Genomic DNA, 24,241 nt, shown 5'->3' on the forward strand with positions numbered 1-24,241 from the left:
AAAAGCTCAGCGGGATAAATAGCTCTTTATTTCACGTCAAGAGCTATTTATCCCACCTTTGCTTAGCGAATCTATTTTAATTTTATATTATTAATGATTTTTCTATTATCTTTTATATTCTCATCTAATCCGATTATAGGTATTTGTAAATTATTTTCTTTTAGCAATGTTTCTAGTTCTTCTATAAATATACCTTTTTCTTCTACAATTTTTAGATTATTGATTTTATCCATTATGTTTTCACATCCACCTATTTCTCCATACCAATCCTTAGAACTACAAGTTTTGTTGTAACCACAACTAGGACTTCCATCTATAGCTATTATTGATTTTATTTGATAGTTGTTTTTCATATAATTTTCAAATTGTTTTATATAGGGTTCCAACATTATTTTGCATTGATTTCTAAAAAATGTATTATCAAATTGCTCTTTTACATGTCCCCATCTTTTTATTCCATACATGATCATTTCCGGACATGGTAGTTGAATTATTCCATATCCTTCATTTATTATTTCGCTTGATATATTGTGCGCACCTGTAAATGTAGATAGTCCTTCTACCTTTGAGTTGCAATTTAATATACAGTGGCAAACGACTACTATTTCTCGTTTTCTATCCATAATTTTCTCCTTTTCCCCATTAATATTTCTATATTATCATATTGTCTTATTTTTAAGTTATAGATATTTGCTATTTCCAACAAGTAACCTATATATTTTTTCTATTTCAATAATTTTGAATTTTATATTAATATAAATTGTGAACTAATTTAAAATTACATAGGGGGATTATGAATTTATGAATACTAAGAAAATAACATTTAGCGCTATGTGTATTGTTGTGAATATAGTTTTTGGTATGTTTGTAAGCATGTTGAATATACCACTTCTATTTTTAGATACTATAGGTACTGTGCTTGGAGCAGTTGTTTTAGGACCATTTTGGGGAGCGCTTGTTGGAGGTTGTACTAATTTAGTTTTAGGAGTTATATCAGGTCCTACTAATATTCCTTTTGCATTAGTTAATATAGCACTTGGTCTTATCGTTGGATTTGTTGCTAAGAAAAAAGGGTTTGGTTACAAAGAAGCTATTTTTACAGGTTTATTGTTAGCTATTGTTTGTCCTTTAATTGGTACACCTATTTCAATTTTATTATTTGGAGGTTTAAGCGGAAGTGGAGCTGATTTATTGGTTGGATTTTTAGTTCAATCTGGACAAGAAATATTTACATCTGCATTTATTCCTAGAATACTTAGTAATGTGGTTGATAAACCATTGTCTTGTATTATGGTAGTGTACTTCTTAAGTAAAATGCCTAAAAGTTTTATATCTCAATTTTCTAGATTACCATATAATAAAATTGTTTAAAATTATATAATAAAAATATAAAAAGATGAGTGCAATTTATACACTCATCTTTTTTAATTAATTTAACATTTATCATTATCTATATATTTATTAATCTTATCGTCACCTTTTAATTTAAAGTTGTCCATAAGTATTTTTAACATGTGAGCTTGTCCTGTTAATTCTTCACTGGCTGCTGCACTTTCTTCTGCTGTAGCTGAATTTGTTTGCACTACACTTGAAATTTGTTCTACCCCCGATGTCACTTGCTCAATAGCAATAGCTTCTTCTTCAGATGCTTTGGCTATTGTGTCTACTAAACTAGCCGTCCTATTAGTAGTTTCAATTATCATTTGTAGAGCTTGTGCCGTATTATCTACTATATCAGTTCCCCTATCAACTGACTGTATTGAGTTTTCAATAAGATCAGATGTATTTTTAGCAGCTTCTGCAGATTTAGATGCAAGGTTTCTTACTTCATCAGCAACAACCGCAAATCCTTTACCAGCATCTCCAGCACGTGCAGCCTCTACAGCTGCATTTAATGCTAATATATTTGTTTGGAATGCTATATCATCTATTGTTTTTATAATTCTTCCAATTTCATTAGAAGTAATTGAAATTTCTTCCATAGCTATAATCATTTGTTTCATCTGTTCATTACCATTTTTAATTTGAGTGCCTGCACTTATTGATAAATCATTAGCTTCTTTTGCATTTACTGCTGTATCTTTTATCTTCTCCGATATTTCTATGATAATCGAAGATAATTCTTCAACTGAACTTGCTTGTTCAGTAGCACCTTGTGCTAACATTTGTGATCCACTAGATACCTGATTTGATGCTAGTTCTACTTCTTCTGACGCTAAATTTATTTGAGTCATTGTGTTTGTTAAATCAGTCGTTATTTTACTCATCGATTCTTCAATATTTTTAAATACTCCTATATATTCCACTTGTGGTTTAGCATCAAAATTTCCAGATGCTACTTCTTTTAAAATATTTACAGTATCATCTATCATAAATTTCACTTTATTACTCATTTCACGCATACTATCTGATAGTAAACCTAACTCATCTCTTGATTCATATTCTATATTAATATCAAAGTTTCCAGATGCCATACTATTAGAAGCTATTTCTATTTCTTTAATAGGATTAGTTAAGCTTCTCGTAATATATATACATATAAGTATTCCAGCCAATATATTAATAGTACTAATAACTATTGATAATCTAGTTGAATGACTTACTGTCTTTTTTATGCCTTCATTAAATTCAATACCTATAGCTTCTTCATCTTGATTAAGCTTTATAGATGTTTTTGCACATTTATCATATATTTTAACTGCATTACTTTGACTTGAAATCATTTCTTTAGCAGTTTTATAATCTCCCTTTTCCATAACTTCATAAATTTTAGAAAACTCTTGATTTAAATCATCTATATATTTTTCAAGTTCATGGATTAAAACTTCTTCATTTGAAGATGTTTTATAAAGTTCATTAATTCTTTTTTCTAAGCTATCAAAATCCTTTGTAATTATTGATTTATATTTAGCTGGATTTTGTTCAAGCATTGCATTGTTAATATTTCTTCCTATGGAAACTACATCTCTACGAACACCCATAGACTGAGATGTTGCTTTATATGGTCCTTCAAATAATTCTGTATTTAAATTTTCCGATTTTTTTAAATTAAATATTGTATAAATATTTGTAAACAGTGTAAATGTAAGTAAGATAATAAAAGCTATACTAAGCTTTTTTCCTATTTTAAAATTTTTCATATGTATTTCTCCCTATAATTTTATTCGTCTAGTTATATTATTTATGTCTGTTTGTTTTATAGGGTTTACAATATTTTCACTACAAATCAACTTTCTTATTTTAAAATTCAAGTATAATTTTTTTCATTGTTATATAAAGCTATTAATTTATAAGAAAAGTTGTATTTTAAAACTACTTCCTAGATTTATATTTAATTCTCCCTACTAATTTATAAAAAATAAATTAAAATAATTATAAAGATACAAATTAATTTATATATTTTTATATCAATTGTATTTTTACATTAAAATTCTAAAGTTTTGTTAAGCGAACCTTTAAATTGTAAACCTCTTAGGTCTATTAAAAAATATATTACAAATCTTAGTACTTTTTTCTATATTTAAACTTTTAATATATAAGTAGCGCTACTTTTTTCTCTTGTTAAAATTACAGAAAATTTAAACTTTTCATTGTATTCATATACTATCATAATTCTTTATTTTATTGTCTGATTTGGATTAACATTTGGTTTTTACGCACTGAAATTCAATTTCATGCAATTAAATTACCTTTTATATTTTTTTTGCACAAAAAAAGACTGTATAACTACACAGCCTTTTTATCTTCATTGTGTTTATTTCTTTTAAATACGAAGTTGAAAAATCCTCTTATTCCTTTAAATGTAATAATTATAAAAAACAATATGGCAATACCCGTAAAAGCTCCAGATGAATCTATAACTACATCCTTTACACTTCCAACTCTACCAGCTACAGATAATTGTCTCATCTCGTCATAATACGCATAAGCAATACTTACTATCATTGCTACTACACTAGCAATGTATATTCTTTTACTAAGAATATACACCAGTAAACTTATAGATGCTCCAATGCATGCATATATACTAAAGTGAGCCATTTTTCTAACTATATATCCTTTATCTCCATAGTCTTTAAGTACATTAAAAACTTTATCTTTTACACTTATTAATCTATGATCTTTTAAAGTAACTTCATCTCTTATATAATCGATAACTTTAACTGCACTATCTGATTGACCTTTAGATACATCACCTTGTTGACTTGAAAAATAATACATAGTTCCCATTGCCAAAACTACTAATAATAAACATAATAGTTTTTTCATTCTATCATCACCTTTCTTTAATAGACTAATTATACAATATCTATTTAAATACTTACAGTAACACTTTTGTAAAAAAATCAATCTTAATAATTACCACTTTCTAACTTTGGTAAAAAATCATAGATAAAATCGTGGTTATGACTATGATTGTGATTGTGATTGTGATTGTGATTACTATTAATCTCATCTTCTTTATCTTCTTCTTGATCATTTCCGTTATTATGATTTTCTTGATTTCCATCTTCTTTATCTTCTTCTTGATCATTTCCGTTATTATGATTTTCTTGATTTCCATCTTCTTTATCTTCTTCTTGATCATTTTCATTATTATGATTTTCTTGATTTCCATCTTTTTTATCTTCTTGAGTATTGTTATTTTCTCTTAAATTTTCTATTTGTGATTCATTTTGATAATATTTTTCACTATCTTTTTTATCATTTGCAAAATCATTTTTAACTTTTTTTGCTTCAACTTTTTCTTTTTTTTCATCTTTTAACATATTTACTATTTTTTCAACACTTAAGTTTTCTATGTCTATACCTGTATAGCCACTCATTTTAAGTTTAGCTAAATATCTACCTAAACTTATTCCCTGCTTATTCGCTTTTTCTAAATCTATTTTATTAGAACTTAGAAAAATTATATTAGTTTGTTCAAAACTTGTTTTAATAATATTTTCAAGTTCTTTCTCATACTCTGTATCATCATTGAGTAATGCAACTCCAATTAAAGCAAAACCATCTTTTATTTTATAATTTTGTTTTTCTAAAATTATTTTGATATTTCTTAATCCTTCTTCTATTTCCATTCCAGTAACTTTATCTAAATCTAAATTTTTTCCATCTTCATTTAACGCAGTAACTTTAACTATACGCTTGCTTTTATTAACATCTATTTGTATACTCGGGTTAATATCTATAGTAACTACTGCATATACATTATCGCTATTTTTATACATGGTTGGAATTATTAATATCATTATAATTGATGCAATAGCTATAAATGAGCCTATTATTGTGTTAGTTGTTTTTTTTGTATTTTCCATTTCATAGATATCATCCTCTAAAAATACAATTACGTCTCCTTCTTTTAAACCATCTCTATTTTTAATTCTAACCATAGTAAAATCATCTTTCATAACTATTGAATAGTTATCTTTTAATTCCACCACAATTGCTTTAAAATACATATATAAACCTACTTTCTTATCCATAATTTTAAGTTTCTTAAATTTTTATCAAAAACTATAACTACCGTTATAATAAATTTTTTACTTCCTTTTATAATTTTTTCACTTATAACATACTTAAGTGATATTTGCTTGATTGGAAGTCTTTTTTTAGTATACATAAATTCTTTGATATGTTTATCTTCATTTATTCTATTTGATAAATCTACAGCTCTTACTCTTGTGTCTTTATGTTTAGGCCCTTCATCTACTAGGTCTTCTAGTTTAAATCCAAATGTATTTACATGAGTTTTTAATATATCCACTTCTTTTATTAGTAACACTTTGTCTTCTATAGGATTATGTAATTCATGGCTAAAATCAAATCCTTCTTCTTTAAGTTTTTCTAAAGACTCTTCTTTATTAGTTTTATTTTCTTTTGTAATATAATTTATAATTCTACTTTTTATAACTAACTTTGCATAAGGTAAAAAATGACCTTTAGAGTCATCATATTTTTGAATAGCTTCATTAAAAGCCATAAGTCCTATACTTATTTCTTCATCATTATCCAAACAAACATATCTTTTAGTCGTTTCATTTATCGTCTTTATTATAAATGGTATATGATCTTGTATAAATTTATTTGTATCAATATTTTTAAAATCTTCACTTTTAAAATCCATAAAATATTATTAACTCCTTTTCATTTGCTATTAAGTTTAATAAATTCTTTATAAACTCAATACAGTTTTAACATTAAAATATACCCCAGGGTTCACTGAGGTATATTTTAATGCTAAAACTATCATTAGTACTATAATATTATTTATTTATTTATTAGTCTAGATTTTTTTATTATCATACTTATCTGTGTTATTTTCATTTATAACTTCTGATTTATAATTTGGTTCTACTTTAATAGTATTTTCATTATCTGTTTCATCATTTTCATTCACTTCGTCAGATTGTTCTGTTTCCTTATCATCTATAATTTTTATTCCATCATCTTGATCTTCCTGATTGCTATGTTCATTATCTATTTTGTTATCTTGATTTTCTTGACTATCATCTACATTATCTATTTTGTCACCTTGTTCTAATTCACTGTCGTCTATATTATCTATTTTATCAGCTTTCTTTACTTCACTATCGTTTATATTATCTTTCTCTACTTCATTATTTTCATTAATTTCATCACTATAATCTATATAATTATTAGTGTCATCATTGTTAGTATCATCTCCTAGATACATTTTATTAAATTTCGATTCCCAATTATCTCCATATTTATAATCTAATATATTCGCCCAATTATCTCCATACTTTTCATTCATATATTCACACCAATCTTTATTGTATTCACCTTTCAAAACGCCTTGCAGTTCACTCTCTATACTTGATGTTAACTCTGTTTGTTCATCAATACTTCCATTAGCATTTGCGTAAATTCCTATTATACATGTTCCCGTTAACACTGCTACTGATAAAATTCCTACTATCCATTTCACTATAAAGTTCCTCCAAAATTTGCTATTTATATTTTAAAAATTATATTCGTTATTTACTCTTCCTTTATAAAATACAAATGTAAATTTATTTTTAGGTACCTTTTTTAGTTTTTTCTCATAAAAAATACCTTAAACAAAATAGCTAATGTGCCATCCTCGCTTAAGGTATACCTTATTATCCTACATAAAATATATCATATGAAGCATCCATTGCTTCATTTATATCCAAACAGTATATATCTTCATCATTCTCAAATCCATTATTATTTACCCAAGCATCAAATTCATTCTTCGTCCAGAAGAAGTTCATTATGTTTCAACAACTTGCTGCCCAGTTTTCATGTTTATCTAAATTTAAATGCAGTACTCTTATATCCGGATTATTTAAATGTACTATTTCCCCATTTTTTATCGATATATTAATTTCTTTTCCAGTTGTATAACACCTAGAATTAACATCTATATCTTGATTGAAAGTACATCTAAAACCAAGAGCATCAATTGCACACATTGCATTAGCCTCTCTTTTATCAGCTAAAGTAACTTTATGCATTGTTTTATGTGCTGATACTGGATATATAAAATTTATATATTTATCATCATCTACAACCATTATATTTTTAGATACAAATAAGTTTAAACTTTCATTTATAATATCTTTTTCTAAATTCAGCTTATCTTTTACCCATACAACTACTTCATCTAATCTTACAGGTCTTTTCATCTCTATTATCATATCCATTATCGACACTCTAATATTTTTTTGAATTTTACTTAAACTTCTATATTTATTTATTTTCATTTATATCTCCCTTATACTCCATAACATGCTGATAATTTTCTAGTTAATCTATTTTTATATTCTAAATACTCATCACTATCTCTATCTCTAGGTCTATCTAAATCTATTTTTAAATCTTCTAATATACGCCCTTTATCTCTAGACATAACTACAACTCTATCGCTCATATAAACTGCTTCATCTACATCATGAGTAACCATTATTGCTGTTATTTTATTTTTTATCCATATACTTTCAAGTTCTTCTTGAAGATTTTGTCTCATCTGAAAATCAACAGCACCTAATGGTTCATCCATTAAAAGAACTTCTGGGTTACAAGCTAATGCTCGTATTACTGCAACTCTTTGCTTCATACCCCCTGATAATTGATGTGGATACATCTTTTCTTTTCCTTTTAAATCAGATATTTCAAATAGCTCTTTTAGTTTTTTTTCTCTTTCATCCTTTGGTAGTTTTTGTTGTTTCATGGGAAACTCTACATTAGATTTAACTGTTTTCCAAGGAAAAAGTGCATAGTTTTGAAATACAAAAGCTCTATCAATTCCGGGCTTGTTTACAACTTTGTTATTTAATAAAACTCGCCCTTCTTCACATGATTGAAACCCACCTATTATAGTAAGTAATGTTGTCTTCCCACAACCAGATGGTCCAAGTAGTGATACAAATTCTCCTTCATTTATATCTAAGTTTATATTTTCTAAAACTTTATTTTCTTCTTTGTTATTTATAAATGTTTTATTCACATTTTCTATTCTAAGCTTCATTAGTTATCAAACCTCCATTTACAAAGGCTTTTATTTATAAATTTTAATATTCTATCTATAATAAATCCTATTAATGCTGCAAATATCATAAGCCCTATCAAAAGTTCTGTGTTCATCATTGTTTGAGCTTGTACCATTGAGTAACCAAGACCGGCACTCGTTGCTATAAACTCGGCTCAAATTACAGACATCCAACCTGTACTTATTGCAAGTCTAGCTCCTGTTAAAATATCTGGTAGCGCTGCTGGTAGCATTACATTTGTAAATATTGTAAATGGAGATGCTCCCATACTCTTTGCTGCATTGTAGTAATCTTTCGATATAGATCTAACCCCTTGTATAGTGTTAAGTATTATAGGAAATACTCCTGCAAATGCTATTAAAAATATAGTTGGCCCATCACCTATACCAAACCAAACTATTGTAAGTGGTACCCATGCCATTATAGGTACTTGTCTTGCTGAATCTACTGCTGGTGAAAATAGTTTTTCAAATGTAGATGAGAATCCCATTATTAATCCTAGTGGCAATCCAAATAACATAGCATACATAAAACCTTTTAATACTCTTTGTAATGTTATTAATATGTTTTTTACTATTTCTGGATCTGTTATACAAGTTATAAATTCTCTAAATACATCTATAGGCATTGGTAATAATAAGGAACTACCTATTTTCTGAGCACTTATTTGCCATATTCCAATTATAAGTGCAAATACTATTATTTTATAAAACACATCTAATAATTTTCTATTTATTTTTCTATCTTTTATTTTTGTATTTGCAGAAACTTTAACTTCCACTTTTCAAATTCCCCCAAATCTTTATCTGATATTTTTTTATTTGTATAATTTTCTAATTCAGCTTTAAAAACTTCTTTATTTTTTAAACTTACAACACTTTTGTTATAAAGCTTTATAAATTGTTCATAAAGTTTACTATTTTTAAATTCTTTGTTAACTACTAAAACATAAGTATCATAATCACTATTTACTGATGTTGAAAGTTTAGTACCTTCTAAACTAAGTGACTTTATAGCATCTACTACAATTCCATCAACTTTATCGCTTTCTAGGGCATAAGCTAATCCTCCACTTATAAAAGGTATTGCTTTTGAATTTTTATAATATTGTTTTATTAAGTCTAGTTGGTAATTTCTATTTTGTGTAAATCCTATTTTTGTTGGATTGTCTTTTTTTAATAAAAATACATCTGAATTTTGAACTACCGTATCTATTATTTCAAATTTTTCATCATACTTAATAAACTTATCTGCAGCTTCTTTACAAATTATAGCCATATCTATTTGGTCTGAACTCAGAGCCCATTGCATGGTACTTGCTCAGCAATCATTTATAGCATATGGTTCTAATAAATTCTCAACATCTACATCTGAAAAATAATTTTGATTTATCATATAGTTAATTACAAAGCCAGAGGTATCATCAGATACCCCTATCCTTATATTTCCATCTATTTTTTCATCATTTGGATTAAAAAATAATATACATAAACTTCCTGCTATTATTATTATCCCAATTAATATATTCTTACTTTTGTCCATCTATCTCCATTGCCTTTGCTTTCCAATCTTGGTAGCTCATACCTTCTGGGAATACTGGATTTACTTTTTCTTTTATAAATGTATCAAAATCATCAGCTCCACAAGATTTTAAAAGTTCATCATTTACAACTTTATTGTACTCAGGTATTTCTTCTAAAGCTTTATTTTCTTTATACATATCTAAGTTATTTTGATATTCTTTACCATCTATTTTCCATGTAAGAGTTCTGCCTTCTCCTACAGTCTTTTTGTATATAGTCATTAATGCAACTTCTTCATCTACATTATAGTTTTTAGCAAATATTTTAGCTGCTTGAACTGGATTAGTATATATATATTCTATAGCTTTTGTATGAGCTAAAACCATTTTCTTAGCTAAGTCTGGATGCTCTTTTACAAAGTTTGTATTTAATGAGAATGAACAACAGTTATAATCTTTACCTGTATTTTTTTGCTTATATTGAGTTGATGCAATTATTTTACCAACTCCTTCTTTTTCTGCAAGAGAACCCCATGGGTCACATGTACTGAAAGCTTTTATTTGGCCAGTTTTTAATGCTAAATATGCATCTTTACTAGAATCCATATTCACAACTTCATATTTAGATGAATCTACTGGAAGTCCTGTTTCTGGTCCATAATCTGTCGTCCATAGTAAATCTCCATCTGGATCAGATGCTATCTTTTTACCTATTAAATCTTTAGGATCTTTAATATCATTTGATACAACTAAATATTCTGATCCTCCTGTATGATTATTTGCAGCTACAACTATTGGTGACCCTTTTGGTATAGCTCCAACTAATCCTTTTGTTCCAATATAACCTGCATCCATTTGACCTGCCGCCATAGCTTCTGGAACTTTACCATTTCCAACAGCTTCTACATTTAAACCTAAATCTTTATATATTCCAGCATCAACTGCTACTGGTGCTGCTGTCATATGATCACAATTATAATATCCTAATTTTATAGCGTAATCTGAATCCCCTTTTGTAGCTGTTTCTTGTTTACTTTCCTTGCTCCCACATCCTGTTAAAACAGTTGTACTTATTGCTCCTATTAACACTAACGCTTGTACCTTCTTTGATATTTTCATTTAAATCCTCCCCATTATGATTTCTATTTTATTAGCAACATGAGTTCATGCCTTCTCCAAACAAGTCAACAAACTTATTTCCTTCTAATCGATATATTGCATATCCCACATTTCCATTTTTAGACCCAGACAATACTAACTCTACTTCATCTTTATCATCTATATTTTTAAATTCTATTAGCACATCTTCTTGAGGTGCTAATATAGGTTTAGTCATATAAATTTTATCTTTATCACTTATAATTCCTACCATTTCGTTGTATCTATTATCTTTTTTATAAACAACTAATAAATCATTTATTTTGTCATTATTTATATCTCTTTCAGTATAGGTAATTATATTTTCATATTTTGCATTTTGTTTGAAATAATCTAAATATTTTTCATTAACTTTTGGTAAACTGCTTGTTTGTTTCTTTTTTTCTGCACTATATATTCCAATTCCAAAAAAAACTACAATCACACCGATTATTATTAATATCTTTTTACGCTTCATTTTTAACAACCTTTCTTAAATTAGGCAATATAGCTTTTATAAAGAAAATAAATATTATAAATGAACATAAGTATTTCATAGTATCAGGTATATCTAACATTATAGTATTAGCTATATTTATAGAATCTTGAGTGTAGCTCATATTTAAATTTGGAGCTTTTCCTATTAAAAGTTTATTTGTTATATATCCTATAACCAGTGCAGATGTTGTAAGTGTTATTGAGTATATTGCAACTGTTCTTTTACCTATTACATTATACATACTTATAAGCTCTGGTAAATTAGTAGCCGCACCTGCAATCAAGAATGTTATAGCTACACCTGGAGATGCTCCACTTGCAACTAATGCTGCAATAAATGGTATGTGTCCAACTGCACAAACATACATTACGCATGCAAGAACCGCTATACTTCCAAGGGATAGAACTCCTGGATTCCCTAAATATTTTTGAATTATACTACTTGGAAACACCGTTGTTATAAATCCTGCAACTAGCATACCAATAACTACATATTTACTAATTGTAAGTGCTAATTCTGAAAAAGACCACTTAAGACCTTCAACTACTTTTTGGGTAAAAGTTAACTCTTCTTCTTCTAATTCTATAGCTATTTCTTCATCTTGTTTAACACATAGTTCACTTTTTCCTAGTTTATTACCTAATATTCCAACTATTAAAGGCACAACAAATCCCGATATAACATATATAATTGTGATATCTGGTCCTAACAATCCTAAGCTTAAAACAACTGCAATAGGATTAATTATAGGTGTTGATGTCATAAATGCAAGAACTGGTCCTAAATATGCACCTGAGTAATACATGCTAATGCCTATTGGTATTACTCCACAACTACATATTGGAAGTAACATTCCTGAAATTGTACTTTTTAATAAAGATGATATTTTTGTATTTCCTAGAGATTTTTGAAATTTTTCTGGACTTATTAGATTGTGTAGTAGACCTGCGATTACAAAACTTATTACTAGCCACCCTGATGCTCCATTTAATATGCTTATGGATGAAAATAATACGTCTTTAAAAAATTCTATAATATACATTTTTGTCTCCCCTAATCATTTATAGCTTCAATGATTGCTTTTTCTATAACATCTTTTGATAATCTATCATATTTTTTTCTTTGATTTATAATTAAAGTCCCCTTAGTTATAATTCCGTATTTTTTTATATAAGAAAAATCTTTTCCTGCTTGATATAATTTAACATCTATTTTATCTTTGTACTTCTCCCCAATTTTTTTAATCAGCATTCCATGCTCATCGCAAGTAGGTCATGTGTTTATAAATTCTACTAATATTTTTGACATTTTTCCCTCCTTAAAATGATTTCTTCTTTTTCGACTATTTTATTTAATTTTCATACTTTTTCCCCTTTTTGCTCATTTCAATTATACCTAAATTTTTCCATAAATGTACAATAGAATATATCTATACTTTTTTATGTAAGTATAGATATATTCTATATATATTATCTATTTATTTTTCTAGCTAATGTAGCCGTCCAAATACCAACCATAGTCACACCCAAAAACATTTCTATTCCAGATAATAAAATACTATATCCAATTGGAGTTATATCTCCATATCCAACAGTTGTAAATGTAACTATGCTAAAATGAAATGATCTAATAAAGTAATTAAATATTAATACAAAATGCTTATCACCTGTATATAGTTCTTTACAAGATATAATTTCATTTTGCAAATTAAGTCCAAAAATCATATAAAGTATAGTAAATATAAGTATTATCTCTAATGAAGTTATAAGTGCATAAGTAGGTCTTTCTCCATAGCCACATATTAACCACAATGAAATTGATTTAAATTTATTTATTCCAGTTAAAGTTTTTCTTTCTGTATTCTTATACATATAAAAATACTCTCCATAATGATGCAGTAAATTATTTTGTTGAAATTTATAAGCTATGGTTTTATAAAACTTATAGCATTTTTCTTTATCTTCAATTTTCAATTTATCAAAGAAAGTATATTCATCAAATTTTGTTAATAATCTATCATCAAATTCAAAATTATAAATACTAGATTCTATTAACTTAAAGGATTTTAGGTCGCAATCCCTAATAATCATATTTTCTATAATACAATTAGATAATATGCTTTTCTTTAATCCACTGTTTTCAATAATAAATTTATTAGCATTTAAATCTTTAAACATTGTATTTTGTAGGTTGCAATCTGAAAAACTTACACTTTTAAATTTACAGTTTATAAAAATACTATTTTCAAAACTGCAATTTTTAAATTCAATATCTCCAAAATCAACGTTTCTAAATTTTATGTATTTTAAATTCAAACTTTTTACTACGCTTATATTTTTATCATTAATAAATTCCATATGTTCATTTAGTATATTTAAATTAATTTCTTCTCTATCATAAACTTGAATTAATTTTTTTTGGACATTAGTAATTGTACTTGATCTTAATTCATTTAAATTATTAACTTTCATAACAATCTCCCTAGCTATATTTTTACAACATACTAACTACTTCCTTCTTTGTATTGTTTATCCTTTTGAATCCAAAGTAATTTCTAAATAAATTTTTATCATAAATATATAATTTAAATAATATACTTGTACAAATAACCATTATTGGAGGGTAATATTTATGAATGCTAAGATAAAAGCTTTAGAAGCAAAACTACCGAAAAAATCTTGTTCCGACTGCAAGCATCTTTCCTTAGAAGGCCCTAATAAAGATTTTACTTATGATATAAAATGTGTAATTTTAGATACAGCTCCTTTAGGTGAAATTACTTGTGAAAGCTTTGACCCAGAAAATGCAAGATTTGATAATATAGACTTAGATAATTTATATGTTAATTTTTTAGAAAGTACACTTAAAGTAAATTACTCTACTTATTTAAAATCTCTACATTGGAAAGTTTTTAAAGAAAAAGCACTTAATCATTTTGAAAATGAATGTTCAAAATGCGGTTGTATTGATAATTTAGAGGTTTATCATATAAACGATACTTTTGGAAGAGAAACTTATGATGATGTTAATGTACTTTGTCAAAATTGTTTAAATAAGTAAATTTTATATAATACTAATAATTTTTATAAATAAACAAATAATAAACTCGTAGTTATATAACTACGAGTTTATTATTTTAGGAGGTATTTGATATGTCAAATCCGATAAATTGTTCAGCTTCTACTTGTGCTTATAACAATAGTGGTGGATGTTATGCATCAGGAATACAAGTAAAAGGAGCTCGTGCTAATACTACTTCTCAAACAAATTGTGGAACTTATCAAGATAAATCATCAAGTTCATTTACAAACTGTGCTGGAGAATGTACTTGCGCTAAAACAAACTCTATATCATGTGCAGCTTCTACTTGTAAGCACAATAATAGCGGATGTTGTAAAGCCGAATCAGTTCAAATAAATATGCAAGATGCATCTTGTGAAACATTTGTAACTAAGTAATTATTCATCAATTTCTCAAAAAAGACTGTCTATATATTTAGACAGTCTTTTTTATGTGAAAATTCAAATGGTTCAATTTCAATTTAAAACTTCAACTAACTCTTCATATTCTCTATACTTCTCTTCACCTTTTAATATTCTAAGTGCCCCATATGAAAGTGCCTCTAATTCATTTTCTCCACTTAAAATATTTACAGGAGCTATAAATTTAACTTTATCACTTAAAGCTTTAGTTAATTTTTTAGAGTAAGCTATTCCACCAGTTAATATTATAGCATCTACATTTCCTTCTAAAACTGTAGCTAATTCACCTATTCCTTTAGCAACTTGATATATAAGCGCATCATATATTAATTTAGCTTTTTCATTATTATTTTCAATCATAGATTCTACTTCTCTAATATCTACCGTGTTTAAATGAGCTATAATTCCACCTTTACCCCTAATTTTCTTTAACATTTCTTTATGAGTGTATTTTCCACTGTAACACATATCAACAACTTTTTTTACAGGTATCTTTCCACATCTTTCTGGTGAAAATGGTCCTTCATCATCAGAAACTACATCTACCATTTTACCTTTTTCATGTGCTGCTATAGTTATTCCTCCACCTAAATGTGCAACTATTAAGTTCATATCTTTATAATCATTATTATTATCTTTTGCAAATTTAATAGCCATAGCTCTTGAATTAAGCGCATGGCTTAAACAAGTTCTTTCCACTTCAGCAAATCCTAAAACTCTAGCTACATCATTTAACTCATCAACTGCCACACTATCATATATGTATGCATTTATTCCTAATTTCTTAGCAATTTCATAAGCTATGAGTGCACCTAAATTTGATGCATGTTCTACAATTGGCCTATTTTTCAATCTATCTACCATAGCTTCATTAACTAGATATGCTCCCGATTTTACTGGAGGCAATATTCCACCTCTACCTACCACAATGTTTAAATCGCACATTGTAAAATCGTTTTCCTCTAGAACATTTAAAATCTTTTCTTTTCTCATTACAAACTGATCACTTATATTTTTATACATCTCTAATTCACTCGTGCTGTGATCTATACTTTTTGAGAAAAGCATTTTTTCATCTTCATATACTGCAATTTTAGTAGATGTTGAACCTGGATTTATTGCTAATACTTTATACCCCATAAGCTACTCCCCTTTTACTAAATTCATTCCTACCTTAAACGCTTCTATATTTATGTCTATAAACTCCTTTTTTACATTATCACTTATAATTTTATTCCAGTCAATATGTTCAAGGTTCATAGATTTAACTAAACTTCCAAGAAGTATTATATTCATAGTTTTAGAATTTCCTAATTTCATCGCACTTTCTGATGCATCTATTAACTTAGTTCCAATTTTCTTTAATTCTTCATCTATTTCATTTTCCAAGTACTCCGCTTTTCCTGTAATTATTGGCATAGAATTTATCTTAAAATTATTAGATATTATTTTCCCATTAGGTTTTAAATATTTCACCCATCTCAAAGCTTCCATTTTTTCAAATGAAACTAATATATCAGCACCACCTATTTCTATAACAGGCGAGTAAACTTCTTCCCCATATCTAACTTGAGAAGACACAGATCCTCCTCTTTGACTCATTCCATGTATTTCACTCATCTTAACATCATATCCCGCTTGCATAAGTCCTATTGTTAAAAGTTTACTAGCTAGTATAGTACCTTGTCCTCCAACTCCAACTAAAAGTATACTCTTTATCATTTTATTTTTCCTCCTTATATATAGCTTGTTTTGGACACATTTGTAAACAAACTTGACAACCTACACAACTAGTTTTATCTATACATGCTTTACTAATTTTTTTGTCAAAAGATACTGATGGACATCCAGACTTTATACATAGCTTACAACCTATACATAACTCTTTATCTACATTACATTTTTCTTTAAATACTCCTTTGAATTCTTCTTTATCTTCTTTTGATAATTTTTTAAGTACACAAGGCCATCTAGTTATTATTACTGAAGGCTCTTCAAGAGCTAATGCCCAATCTATAGTTTGTTTCACTTCTTCTAAGTTATTTGGATTTATAATTTTCACATGTTCAATACCACAAGCTAACACCAATTTTTCTATATTAAGTTCTTTAACTTCCTTACCTTGTAGTGTGTATCCTGTACCTGGGTTTTGCTGATGGCCTGTCATTCCTGTTATTCTATTATCTAATATCACAGATATAGTATTGCTTTTGTTATAAGCTATATCTATAAGAGAATTTATTCCTGTATGGAAAAATGTAGAGTCTCCTAAAACTCCAACTACTCTCATTTTATTATCTTCTTTCATATTAAATACTTGTTGTGCTCCATGTCCTACACTTAAGCTAGCTCCCATGCATACAATAGAATCTAGTGCATCATATGGACTTGCAAACCCAAGTGAATAGCAACCTATATCCCCTGATATCATTACATTTTTTCTTTTTCCTATTTCATAGAAAAAACCTCTATGTGGACATCCTGAGCATAATGTTGGTGGTCTTCCCACTACTAAATCTTCATTATAATTTATAGTTTCTATATTTTCATTTAACATAATTTTTCTTATAATATCAGGAGTCATTTCTCCACTATATGGAAATATGTCTTTTCCTATAACATCTATTCCCATAGCTTTAACTTGATCTTCTATGAATTTATCATTTTCTTCTATTACATATACTTTCTTAACTTTACTAGCAAATTCTTTTATCTTCTTATCTGGCATTGGGTTTGTAAATCCAAGCTTTAAGTATGAAACCTTGTCCTGAAATACTTCTTTTGCATATGTATAACAAACTCCACTTGCTATTATTCCTATTTCCTCACTATTTGCTTCTATAAAATTTAATTCTGTAGTATTTGAATACTCACTTAATTTATTTAATCTGTCTTCTACTTTTATTCTTAAATTTTTTGCATGCGCTGGTACTGTAACTCTTTTTTTAACATCTTTTATGTATTCCTTCGTACCCACTTCTTCTCTATCACTACATTTAACTATTCCTTTAGAGTGACATAATCTAGTTGTTACTCTATATAAAACTGGAGTATCATATTCTTCACTTATTTTGTAAGCTTCTTTAATCATATCCTTAGCTTCTTGGCTTGTTGATGGCTCAAATAAAGCTATTTTAGCAAATTTAGCATAATTTCTATTGTCTTGTTCATTTTGAGATGAATGCATTCCTGGTTCATCTGCTGAAATTAATATCATACCTCCATTTACTCCTGTATATGCAAATGTAAATAATGGATCAGCTGCTACATTTACCCCTACATGCTTCATACAACAAAGTGTCCTAGCCCCTGCTATAGATCCACCTATACTAGCCTCTAGTGCTACTTTTTCATTAGGTGCCCACTCTGCTAAGATACTTTCTTTATATGTAGCTACATTTTCTAAAATTTCAGTACTTGGAGTTCCTGGATATGCTGATGCATACTTAACTCCAGCTTCGTACGCTCCACGAGCTATAGCTTCATTACCAGTCATTAATACTTTCATTCTTTTATCCCCCTATTTAATCTATATAATTTTATATAAAATTTAGTTTTTACTTACAAAATCTATAGCTTCTTTTATTATTCTAGGTGCCCTTTTACATTTTTCTTTACTTACAGCACATACAGCAAATCTTACCCCCATCTTAAGAGGTATCATATATAACTTGCTTTCTATAGCTTTTTCACATACATCAATTGGATTTTCACAAGGTATACTTATAAAGAAACCATCTCTATAAGGAAGTATTTCAAGATTTATATCCTTAGCTTCCTGTACAAAACTTTTAGCTCTTTCTTTTAATAAGCTCTTATAGTTATTTCTTTCTTCTTCATATTTTTCCAATTTTTCTTCATCATTTATTATTGTTGATAAAAGTTCCATAGCTCCTCTATTACAATTTGACCAGTTTGCTCTAGCTGAATGTGAGCATGAATAGTAAAATTCATCAGATATATCTTTATTTGATGATATACATATACAAGCTCCACTTCTCATTCCATAAGCTGTATATCCTTTTGACATGCTATAACCAATTATTATTAATACATTTTCAGGTAAATCGGAAAATTTTTTAAAGAACTTTCTTGTGTCATTTCCATTTTTTCCTGAAAAGTCTATATATGCTATATCTATAAATAAAACTATATTTTTTTCATGTTGCAAAGATGTATTTTTGCAAAGTCCTAGTATTTCATCCCATTCTTTATCAGTTACAGTGTATCCTGTAGGATTGTGTGCTGGAGTGTTAAATATTGTAAAAACTCTATTTTGATTATTTGATAAGTTTAAGAATTGATTTTTAAATGAATTAAAATTAAAGTTGCCCTCTTCGTCAAACAACTCATAATTTATAATATTTCTATTTATTTCTTCTGCTATTACTTTATACGGTCCCCAATACCAATTTGGTACTAATATAGATTCGTTTTCATTTGTATAATTAAAAATAGCCATTTTTATGGAGCCAGTCCCTCCTGGTGATGCTACTACCCTTATATTTCCATTTGGCATATAATCTTTAAAACATGCTTTTTTTACAGCCTCTATATAATTTTTTTGTCCTGCTATTTGTGCATACGGAGCTATTAACTCATTGTCCAAATTTTTATACTCATCATATACCGATTTTAATGTTATAAGCTTTCCTTTATCATCTACAAGTGCACCTATAGTCGCATTTATTATATTTTCTATCCCACATAGTTTTTCATCTATTTGTGCTCTTTCTGATAAGCTAAATATTATATCTTCTTCTTTAGGCCAAATAGCGTGTTCAGCCACCATTGACTTGCCCATCTTATCCCCCCTAAAAATATCTATACTTATACATATTAAGGTTTATACGATTTAATTCCAAAAAATAAGACATCCATTAATATGGATGTCTTATTTTTAAAAATTAATTAGATTTTAATTTATCTAATTCTTCTATTAATTTGTCATTAAGTACTTTTATATGCGTACCTTTCATACCTAATGATCTTGATTCTATAACTCCTGCACTTTCGAATTTTCTAAGTGCATTTACTATAACAGATCTAGTTATACCTACTCTATCAGCTATTTTACTAGCAACAAGTAGTCCTTCTTTTCCGTTTAATTCTTCAAATATATGCTCTACAGCTTCTAGTTCTGAATAAGATAACGTTCCTATAGCCATTTTAACTACAGCTGTTTTTCTCATTTCTTCTTCTAGTTGCTCTCCCATAGATCTTAATATTTCAAGACCTATAACTGTAGCACTATATTCTCCAATTACTAAATCATCATCTGTAAACTCTTCATCGTATCTTGAAAGTATTAGTGTCCCTAATCTTTGTCCACTAGATAATATAGGAACTATAGTTAAGTATTTATTTTGTCTTTCTCCCTCATATGGGAATAACTCAACCATTGTTTCTCCTGTTAAGTTTTCTCTAGTTTCGCTTACTTTTAATAAACTCTTTACATATGTTTCAGGAAACATTTTCTTGTGCGTTTCTTCATCTTCTATAACTGAGCTATCCTTTTCAACGTTAAGATATACTCCTAATATTTTCCCTTTTGTACTTACTACATATGCATTTGAATCTAAAACTTCACCTAATGCTTCAGCTAACAAACTAAAAGATACACTGCTACCACCACTAGTTTGTAGTGTTTTGTTTATTTTTCTTGTTTTCTCTAGCATTTGACTTGCCATCTATTAATCATCTCCTCATGAAGTTTGGCCAATTTATAACCCTTAATACATTTATATTATTGTTAACGTTCTTGCTTTAGCAATTGTCATATTATCATAATTTTAAATCTTTTTCAATACTATTAAGCGTATTTCGACACATTATTTGCATTATTCATTGCTTTTATCATTATTTTCTAAATCTTTTTCCTTTTTACACTCTTTATTAGAGCAAATCACCTTGGTTTCAGACTTAGTTATCTTCTCTACTAAATACGAATTACACTCACTACATAACTCGCCTGTTGGTTTATTCCATGATACAAAATCACATTCAGGGTAATTAGAACATCCATAAAAAGCCTTGCCTCTTTTAGATTTTCTAAGTATTATATCGCCTTTGCTACATTTTGGACATTTCACACCGATCTTATTAACTAGTGGCTTAGTTGTTTTACATTCTGGATAATTCTTACAAGCTATAAATTTACCAAATCTACCATATTTTATAACCATATTAGAACCGCAAGTCTCACATATTTCGTCAGTATCTTCATCCATATTTACTTTTTCAATATTTTCAATAGCTACTTCTATAGCTTCTTTTAATGGTGCATATACATCAGCTACAACTTCTTTCCAAGCTATATTACCTTCTTCTACTCCATCTAGCATATTTTCCATATCTGCAGTAAAGTCAACATCAACAAACTTTTGGAAATTATCTTCTAATATAGTAGTAACTATTTTACCTAATTCTGTTGGACATAAACTCTGGGCATTTTTTTCAACATATTCTCTATTAAGTATAGTAGCTATAGTTGGAGCGTAAGTAGACGGTCTACCTATTCCAAGTTCCTCTAAAGTTTTTACTAAACTAGCTTCAGTGTATCTTGCTGGAGGTTGTGTAAAATGCTGATTAGATTCTACATCCTCAGTAATTAATTTATCTTCTTCACATACATGTGGTAATATTTTATCTTCTCTATCTGTAAAATTATATACTTTAGTATATCCATCAAATTTCATTTTTGATCCAGTAGCTTTAAATATAACATTATCAACCTTGCAAGTTAAGTTTAAAGTATCGAACACTGAATCTTCCATTTGACTTGCTACAAATCTTCTCCATATCATGTCATATAATTTAAATTGATCTTTACTTAGGGATGATTTTATTTTACTTGGAACTCTATCTACAGATGTAGGTCTTATTGCTTCATGAGCATCTTGAACTTTTTTAGATTCAGTTTTAGGTTTTTTCTTATCTTCAAATTTATAGTATTCTTGACTATATTCTTCAACTATAAATTCTTTAGCTTTTTCTTTAGCTTCTTCTGATATTCTCTTTGAATCTGTTCTTATGTATGAAATTAAACCGACAGTTCCTTCACCGTCAATATCTATACCTTCATATAATTCTTGTGCAATCATCATAGTTTTTTTAGTTGTAAAGCCAAGTTTATTTGCAGCTTCTTGTTGAAGCATACTTGTTGTAAATGGCTTAGGAGCTGATTTTCTTCTTGATTTAGACTCTATGTTTTTTACAACTAAATCTTCATCTTTAATTCTGTCTAATATTTCATTTACTTGTGTTTCATTTTCTAGTTCTACTTTTTTATTATCTTCACCATAGAATTTTAAAGTCAAAGGTTCTCCTTCTTTTGTCTTTGCTTCTAAATCTATAGTCCAGTACTCTTTAGGTATAAATGCTTCTATTTCTTTCTCTCTATCACAAATTAATTTTGTAGTAACAGATTGAACTCTACCTGCACTAAGTCCTTTTCTTACTTTTTGCCAAAGTATTGGACTTATTTGATACCCTAATAATCTATCTAAAACACGTCTTGCCTGTTGTGCATCTACTAAATCTAAGTCAATATTTCTAGGATTTTTTATAGCCTTTTTTATAGCATCTTTAGTTATTTCATTAAATTCTATTCTACAGTTTTCAGTATCTTCTAACGCTAATATATGCGCTAAGTGCCAAGATATAGCTTCACCTTCTCTATCGGGGTCAGTTGCCAAAAAGACTTTTTTTGATTTTTTTGCCTCTTTTTTTAATTCCTTTATTACGTCCCCTTTACCTCTGATATTTATATATTGAGGTTCGAAATTATCTTCTATATCTACTCCTAATTTACTTTTAGGTAAATCTCTTATGTGTCCTACTGATGCTTTTACTGTATAATGACTTTTTCCTAAAAATTTCTCTATGGTTTTAGCTTTTGCAGGCGACTCAACGATGACTAAGTTTTTTGCCATTTAACCACACCCCCACAATTTTTTAATTCTATTTTACACTATATATCTTATTTCGCATTTCTACAACCATTCCTTCTATTTCAAGAAGATTTAAAATGCAATTTATATCTTGTATATTCATATTAGTATAATCACAAATCTTATCTATATGCAAGCTTCCTTTTTCTTTTATAATATCAAAAATACTTTGTTGAATACCTTTTAATGGCTTATTTGCACTATTATCCGATATTTCATCAAATTTTTTTAAATTATATTCATTTATTATATCTTCAATATCATCAACTAATTTAGCACCTTCTTTTATTATTCTATGACAACCCTTGCTCATATCTGAATTAATATTTCCTGGTATTGCAAAAACATTCTTTCCTTGTTCAAGTGCAAAATCAACAGTTATGAGTGCTCCACTTTTTTTAGCAGCTTCAACAACTATAACTCCTTCACTCAGACCACTTATTATTCTATTTCTCGCTGGATAATTAGCAGCTGAAACAGGATATTCTACATTGTACTCTGATATTAAAAGTCCTCCATCTTCTAAAATATGCTCAGCTAGTTTCATATTACTCTTTGGTAGAGGATTTTCAACCCCTGATCCTAACACAGCTATAGTTTTTGAATTTCCTCTTAAACATCCTTTATGGGAATGTTCATCAATGCCCATTGCCATCCCACTAATAATATTTATACCACAGTTTGATAATTTTTCACTTATATTTTGAGCACACCATATGCCATAAGACGTAGGCTTTCTTGATCCAACCATAGCTAATGATAAGTTGCTTTTAAGTTGAGTTATATCTCCTTTGTAAAAAAGTATACTTGGAGCATTATAAATATGCTTTAATTCATATGGATATAAGTCATCTGATTTGCTTATATATCCAACATTATATTTATACAATTTGTTTTTTATATCATCTATATAAGAGCGACTTTTATATTTTACTATATTCTGTTTTATATTTAAATTTAAATTTTCTATTTTAAGTATATCTTTATCTGGATAATCTATTAAGTCTTCTATTTTTTCTACACTATTTTCTATTTTTTCTATTGTTTTATTTCCTATACCTCCTAGAGATAATAGCCATAAGTATATATCTCTTTTATCCATATTTCACCTC

Annotated in this window: 25 protein-coding genes; 3 read left to right on the top strand and 22 right to left on the bottom strand. The window is 28.0% G+C overall.

Features of this window, described 5'->3' with window-relative positions; genetic code table 11:
• Nucleotides 1-71: 71 nt before the first annotated feature.
• The gene (locus tag ACRCYC_RS02080; RefSeq protein ID WP_438617511.1) at nucleotides 72-623 is read right to left on the bottom strand and encodes a CD3072 family TudS-related putative desulfidase; all 552 of its coding nucleotides are present in this window, start codon (nucleotides 621-623) and stop codon (nucleotides 72-74) included.
• A 178-nt stretch (nucleotides 624-801) separates the two neighbouring features.
• Between ACRCYC_RS02080 and ACRCYC_RS02085 the strand changes: the two genes are divergently transcribed.
• A complete protein-coding gene (locus ACRCYC_RS02085) occupies nucleotides 802-1,371 on the top strand; it encodes a CD3073 family putative ECF transporter S component (protein ID WP_438617512.1) in 570 nt (189 codons plus the stop codon).
• 62 nt (nucleotides 1,372-1,433) lie between these two features.
• Here the strand turns inward: ACRCYC_RS02085 and ACRCYC_RS02090 are convergent, their stop codons facing one another.
• The 14 genes from ACRCYC_RS02090 to ACRCYC_RS02155 form a co-directional block, all read right to left on the bottom strand.
• Complete coding sequence (locus tag ACRCYC_RS02090) at nucleotides 1,434-3,140, bottom strand: methyl-accepting chemotaxis protein (protein ID WP_438617513.1); 1,707 nt, start codon at nucleotides 3,138-3,140, stop codon at nucleotides 1,434-1,436.
• Nucleotides 3,141-3,726: 586 nt separating this feature from the next.
• Nucleotides 3,727-4,269, bottom strand: coding sequence for a VanZ family protein (locus tag ACRCYC_RS02095; RefSeq protein ID WP_438617514.1), 543 nt, complete (start codon nucleotides 4,267-4,269; stop codon nucleotides 3,727-3,729).
• A gap of 83 nt (nucleotides 4,270-4,352) precedes the next feature.
• Nucleotides 4,353-5,459 carry an anti-sigma-I factor RsgI family protein gene (locus tag ACRCYC_RS02100; protein WP_438617515.1) on the bottom strand — a complete coding sequence of 369 codons (1,107 nt, stop codon included), beginning with the start codon at nucleotides 5,457-5,459 and terminating at the stop codon, nucleotides 4,353-4,355.
• Between the two features lie 8 nt (nucleotides 5,460-5,467).
• Nucleotides 5,468-6,124 carry a sigma factor gene (locus ACRCYC_RS02105; protein ID WP_438617516.1) on the bottom strand — a complete coding sequence of 219 codons (657 nt, stop codon included), beginning with the start codon at nucleotides 6,122-6,124 and terminating at the stop codon, nucleotides 5,468-5,470.
• A gap of 159 nt (nucleotides 6,125-6,283) precedes the next feature.
• Complete coding sequence (locus tag ACRCYC_RS02110) at nucleotides 6,284-6,949, bottom strand: hypothetical protein (RefSeq protein ID WP_438617517.1); 666 nt, start codon at nucleotides 6,947-6,949, stop codon at nucleotides 6,284-6,286.
• A gap of 175 nt (nucleotides 6,950-7,124) precedes the next feature.
• Nucleotides 7,125-7,751, bottom strand: coding sequence for a MerB-like organometallic lyase SaoL (gene saoL, locus ACRCYC_RS02115; protein ID WP_438617518.1), 627 nt, complete (start codon nucleotides 7,749-7,751; stop codon nucleotides 7,125-7,127).
• 11 nt (nucleotides 7,752-7,762) lie between these two features.
• A complete protein-coding gene (gene saoA, locus ACRCYC_RS02120) occupies nucleotides 7,763-8,515 on the bottom strand; it encodes an ABC transporter ATP-binding protein SaoA (protein ID WP_438617519.1) in 753 nt (250 codons plus the stop codon).
• Nucleotides 8,515-9,318 carry an ABC transporter permease subunit SaoP gene (gene saoP / locus ACRCYC_RS02125; protein WP_438617520.1) on the bottom strand — a complete coding sequence of 268 codons (804 nt, stop codon included), beginning with the start codon at nucleotides 9,316-9,318 and terminating at the stop codon, nucleotides 8,515-8,517. Before saoP ends, saoA begins: the two co-directional genes overlap by 1 nt.
• Nucleotides 9,285-10,079: an ABC transporter substrate-binding (seleno)protein SaoB gene (gene saoB / locus ACRCYC_RS02130; protein ID WP_438617522.1), complete on the bottom strand. Its 795-nt coding sequence runs from the start codon at nucleotides 10,077-10,079 to the stop codon at nucleotides 9,285-9,287. Before saoB ends, saoP begins: the two co-directional genes overlap by 34 nt.
• Nucleotides 10,066-11,178: an ABC transporter substrate-binding subunit SaoX gene (gene saoX / locus ACRCYC_RS02135; protein ID WP_438617524.1), complete on the bottom strand. Its 1,113-nt coding sequence runs from the start codon at nucleotides 11,176-11,178 to the stop codon at nucleotides 10,066-10,068. The genes saoB and saoX overlap by 14 nt, the downstream gene beginning before the upstream one ends.
• Nucleotides 11,179-11,209: 31 nt before the next feature.
• Nucleotides 11,210-11,674, bottom strand: a complete 465-nt coding sequence (gene saoC, locus ACRCYC_RS02140; RefSeq protein WP_438617526.1) for a Cys-Cys-COOH (seleno)protein SaoC — start codon at nucleotides 11,672-11,674, stop codon at nucleotides 11,210-11,212.
• Complete coding sequence (gene saoE, locus ACRCYC_RS02145) at nucleotides 11,664-12,737, bottom strand: efflux transporter SaoE (RefSeq protein ID WP_438617527.1); 1,074 nt, start codon at nucleotides 12,735-12,737, stop codon at nucleotides 11,664-11,666. The genes saoC and saoE overlap by 11 nt, the downstream gene beginning before the upstream one ends.
• A gap of 11 nt (nucleotides 12,738-12,748) precedes the next feature.
• Complete coding sequence (saoT, locus tag ACRCYC_RS02150) at nucleotides 12,749-13,003, bottom strand: thioredoxin-like (seleno)protein SaoT (RefSeq protein ID WP_438617528.1); 255 nt, start codon at nucleotides 13,001-13,003, stop codon at nucleotides 12,749-12,751.
• Between the two features lie 161 nt (nucleotides 13,004-13,164).
• Nucleotides 13,165-14,166: an ion channel gene (locus tag ACRCYC_RS02155; RefSeq protein WP_438617529.1), complete on the bottom strand. Its 1,002-nt coding sequence runs from the start codon at nucleotides 14,164-14,166 to the stop codon at nucleotides 13,165-13,167.
• Between the two features lie 160 nt (nucleotides 14,167-14,326).
• On the opposite strand from ACRCYC_RS02155, the gene ACRCYC_RS02160 reads away from it, so the two are divergent.
• Nucleotides 14,327-14,755 carry a hypothetical protein gene (locus ACRCYC_RS02160; protein ID WP_438617530.1) on the top strand — a complete coding sequence of 143 codons (429 nt, stop codon included), beginning with the start codon at nucleotides 14,327-14,329 and terminating at the stop codon, nucleotides 14,753-14,755.
• A gap of 92 nt (nucleotides 14,756-14,847) precedes the next feature.
• Complete coding sequence (locus tag ACRCYC_RS02165) at nucleotides 14,848-15,153, top strand: DUF1540 domain-containing protein (protein WP_438617531.1); 306 nt, start codon at nucleotides 14,848-14,850, stop codon at nucleotides 15,151-15,153.
• 78 nt (nucleotides 15,154-15,231) lie between these two features.
• Here ACRCYC_RS02165 and buk read toward each other — a convergent pair whose 3' ends face one another.
• The 7 genes from buk to dprA all read right to left on the bottom strand — a co-directional run bounded on the left by buk (nucleotide 15,232) and on the right by dprA (nucleotide 24,231).
• Entirely contained in the window at nucleotides 15,232-16,317 is a 1,086-nt protein-coding gene (buk, locus tag ACRCYC_RS02170; RefSeq protein WP_438617532.1) for a butyrate kinase, read from the bottom strand.
• A gap of 3 nt (nucleotides 16,318-16,320) precedes the next feature.
• Nucleotides 16,321-16,899, bottom strand: a complete 579-nt coding sequence (locus ACRCYC_RS02175) for an indolepyruvate oxidoreductase subunit beta (RefSeq protein WP_438617533.1) — start codon at nucleotides 16,897-16,899, stop codon at nucleotides 16,321-16,323.
• Between the two features lies 1 nt (nucleotide 16,900).
• On the bottom strand, nucleotides 16,901-18,685 hold the full coding sequence (iorA, locus tag ACRCYC_RS02180) for an indolepyruvate ferredoxin oxidoreductase subunit alpha (RefSeq protein WP_438617534.1): 1,785 nt from the start codon (nucleotides 18,683-18,685) through the stop codon (nucleotides 16,901-16,903).
• A 42-nt stretch (nucleotides 18,686-18,727) separates the two neighbouring features.
• Complete coding sequence (locus ACRCYC_RS02185) at nucleotides 18,728-19,981, bottom strand: pyridoxal phosphate-dependent aminotransferase (protein WP_438617535.1); 1,254 nt, start codon at nucleotides 19,979-19,981, stop codon at nucleotides 18,728-18,730.
• Nucleotides 19,982-20,084: 103 nt separating this feature from the next.
• Entirely contained in the window at nucleotides 20,085-20,867 is a 783-nt protein-coding gene (gene codY, locus ACRCYC_RS02190; protein WP_438617536.1) for a GTP-sensing pleiotropic transcriptional regulator CodY, read from the bottom strand.
• A 150-nt stretch (nucleotides 20,868-21,017) separates the two neighbouring features.
• Nucleotides 21,018-23,111, bottom strand: coding sequence for a type I DNA topoisomerase (gene topA, locus ACRCYC_RS02195; protein ID WP_438617537.1), 2,094 nt, complete (start codon nucleotides 23,109-23,111; stop codon nucleotides 21,018-21,020).
• Between the two features lie 28 nt (nucleotides 23,112-23,139).
• A complete protein-coding gene (gene dprA, locus ACRCYC_RS02200; protein ID WP_438617538.1) occupies nucleotides 23,140-24,231 on the bottom strand; it encodes a DNA-processing protein DprA in 1,092 nt (363 codons plus the stop codon).
• Between the last annotated feature and the right edge of the window lie 10 nt (nucleotides 24,232-24,241).

The organism is Paraclostridium sp. (assembly GCF_051657365.1).
GTDB lineage: Bacteria > Bacillota > Clostridia > Peptostreptococcales > Peptostreptococcaceae > Paraclostridium.

What these genes read in the sequence shown, in the direction of transcription:
- ACRCYC_RS02165 (WP_438617531.1), top strand. Translation starts at nt 14,848, where the DNA reads ATGTCAAATCCGATAAATTGTTCAGCTTCTACTTGTGCTTATAACAAT.
- ACRCYC_RS02175 (WP_438617533.1), bottom strand. Translation starts at nt 16,899, where the DNA reads ATGATAAAGAGTATACTTTTAGTTGGAGTTGGAGGACAAGGTACTATA.
- ACRCYC_RS02160 (WP_438617530.1), top strand. Translation starts at nt 14,327, where the DNA reads ATGAATGCTAAGATAAAAGCTTTAGAAGCAAAACTACCGAAAAAATCT.
- buk (WP_438617532.1), bottom strand. Translation starts at nt 16,317, where the DNA reads ATGGGGTATAAAGTATTAGCAATAAATCCAGGTTCAACATCTACTAAA.
- ACRCYC_RS02105 (WP_438617516.1), bottom strand. Translation starts at nt 6,124, where the DNA reads ATGGATTTTAAAAGTGAAGATTTTAAAAATATTGATACAAATAAATTT.
- ACRCYC_RS02085 (WP_438617512.1), top strand. Translation starts at nt 802, where the DNA reads ATGAATACTAAGAAAATAACATTTAGCGCTATGTGTATTGTTGTGAAT.
- saoA (WP_438617519.1), bottom strand. Translation starts at nt 8,515, where the DNA reads ATGAAGCTTAGAATAGAAAATGTGAATAAAACATTTATAAATAACAAA.
- codY (WP_438617536.1), bottom strand. Translation starts at nt 20,867, where the DNA reads ATGGCAAGTCAAATGCTAGAGAAAACAAGAAAAATAAACAAAACACTA.
- ACRCYC_RS02155 (WP_438617529.1), bottom strand. Translation starts at nt 14,166, where the DNA reads ATGAAAGTTAATAATTTAAATGAATTAAGATCAAGTACAATTACTAAT.
- saoE (WP_438617527.1), bottom strand. Translation starts at nt 12,737, where the DNA reads ATGTATATTATAGAATTTTTTAAAGACGTATTATTTTCATCCATAAGC.
- ACRCYC_RS02100 (WP_438617515.1), bottom strand. Translation starts at nt 5,459, where the DNA reads ATGTATTTTAAAGCAATTGTGGTGGAATTAAAAGATAACTATTCAATA.
- topA (WP_438617537.1), bottom strand. Translation starts at nt 23,111, where the DNA reads ATGGCAAAAAACTTAGTCATCGTTGAGTCGCCTGCAAAAGCTAAAACC.
- ACRCYC_RS02185 (WP_438617535.1), bottom strand. Translation starts at nt 19,981, where the DNA reads ATGGGCAAGTCAATGGTGGCTGAACACGCTATTTGGCCTAAAGAAGAA.
- ACRCYC_RS02090 (WP_438617513.1), bottom strand. Translation starts at nt 3,140, where the DNA reads ATGAAAAATTTTAAAATAGGAAAAAAGCTTAGTATAGCTTTTATTATC.
- ACRCYC_RS02095 (WP_438617514.1), bottom strand. Translation starts at nt 4,269, where the DNA reads ATGAAAAAACTATTATGTTTATTATTAGTAGTTTTGGCAATGGGAACT.
- iorA (WP_438617534.1), bottom strand. Translation starts at nt 18,685, where the DNA reads ATGAAAGTATTAATGACTGGTAATGAAGCTATAGCTCGTGGAGCGTAC.
- ACRCYC_RS02080 (WP_438617511.1), bottom strand. Translation starts at nt 623, where the DNA reads ATGGATAGAAAACGAGAAATAGTAGTCGTTTGCCACTGTATATTAAAT.
- saoC (WP_438617526.1), bottom strand. Translation starts at nt 11,674, where the DNA reads ATGAAGCGTAAAAAGATATTAATAATAATCGGTGTGATTGTAGTTTTT.
- dprA (WP_438617538.1), bottom strand. Translation starts at nt 24,231, where the DNA reads ATGGATAAAAGAGATATATACTTATGGCTATTATCTCTAGGAGGTATA.
- saoX (WP_438617524.1), bottom strand. Translation starts at nt 11,178, where the DNA reads ATGAAAATATCAAAGAAGGTACAAGCGTTAGTGTTAATAGGAGCAATA.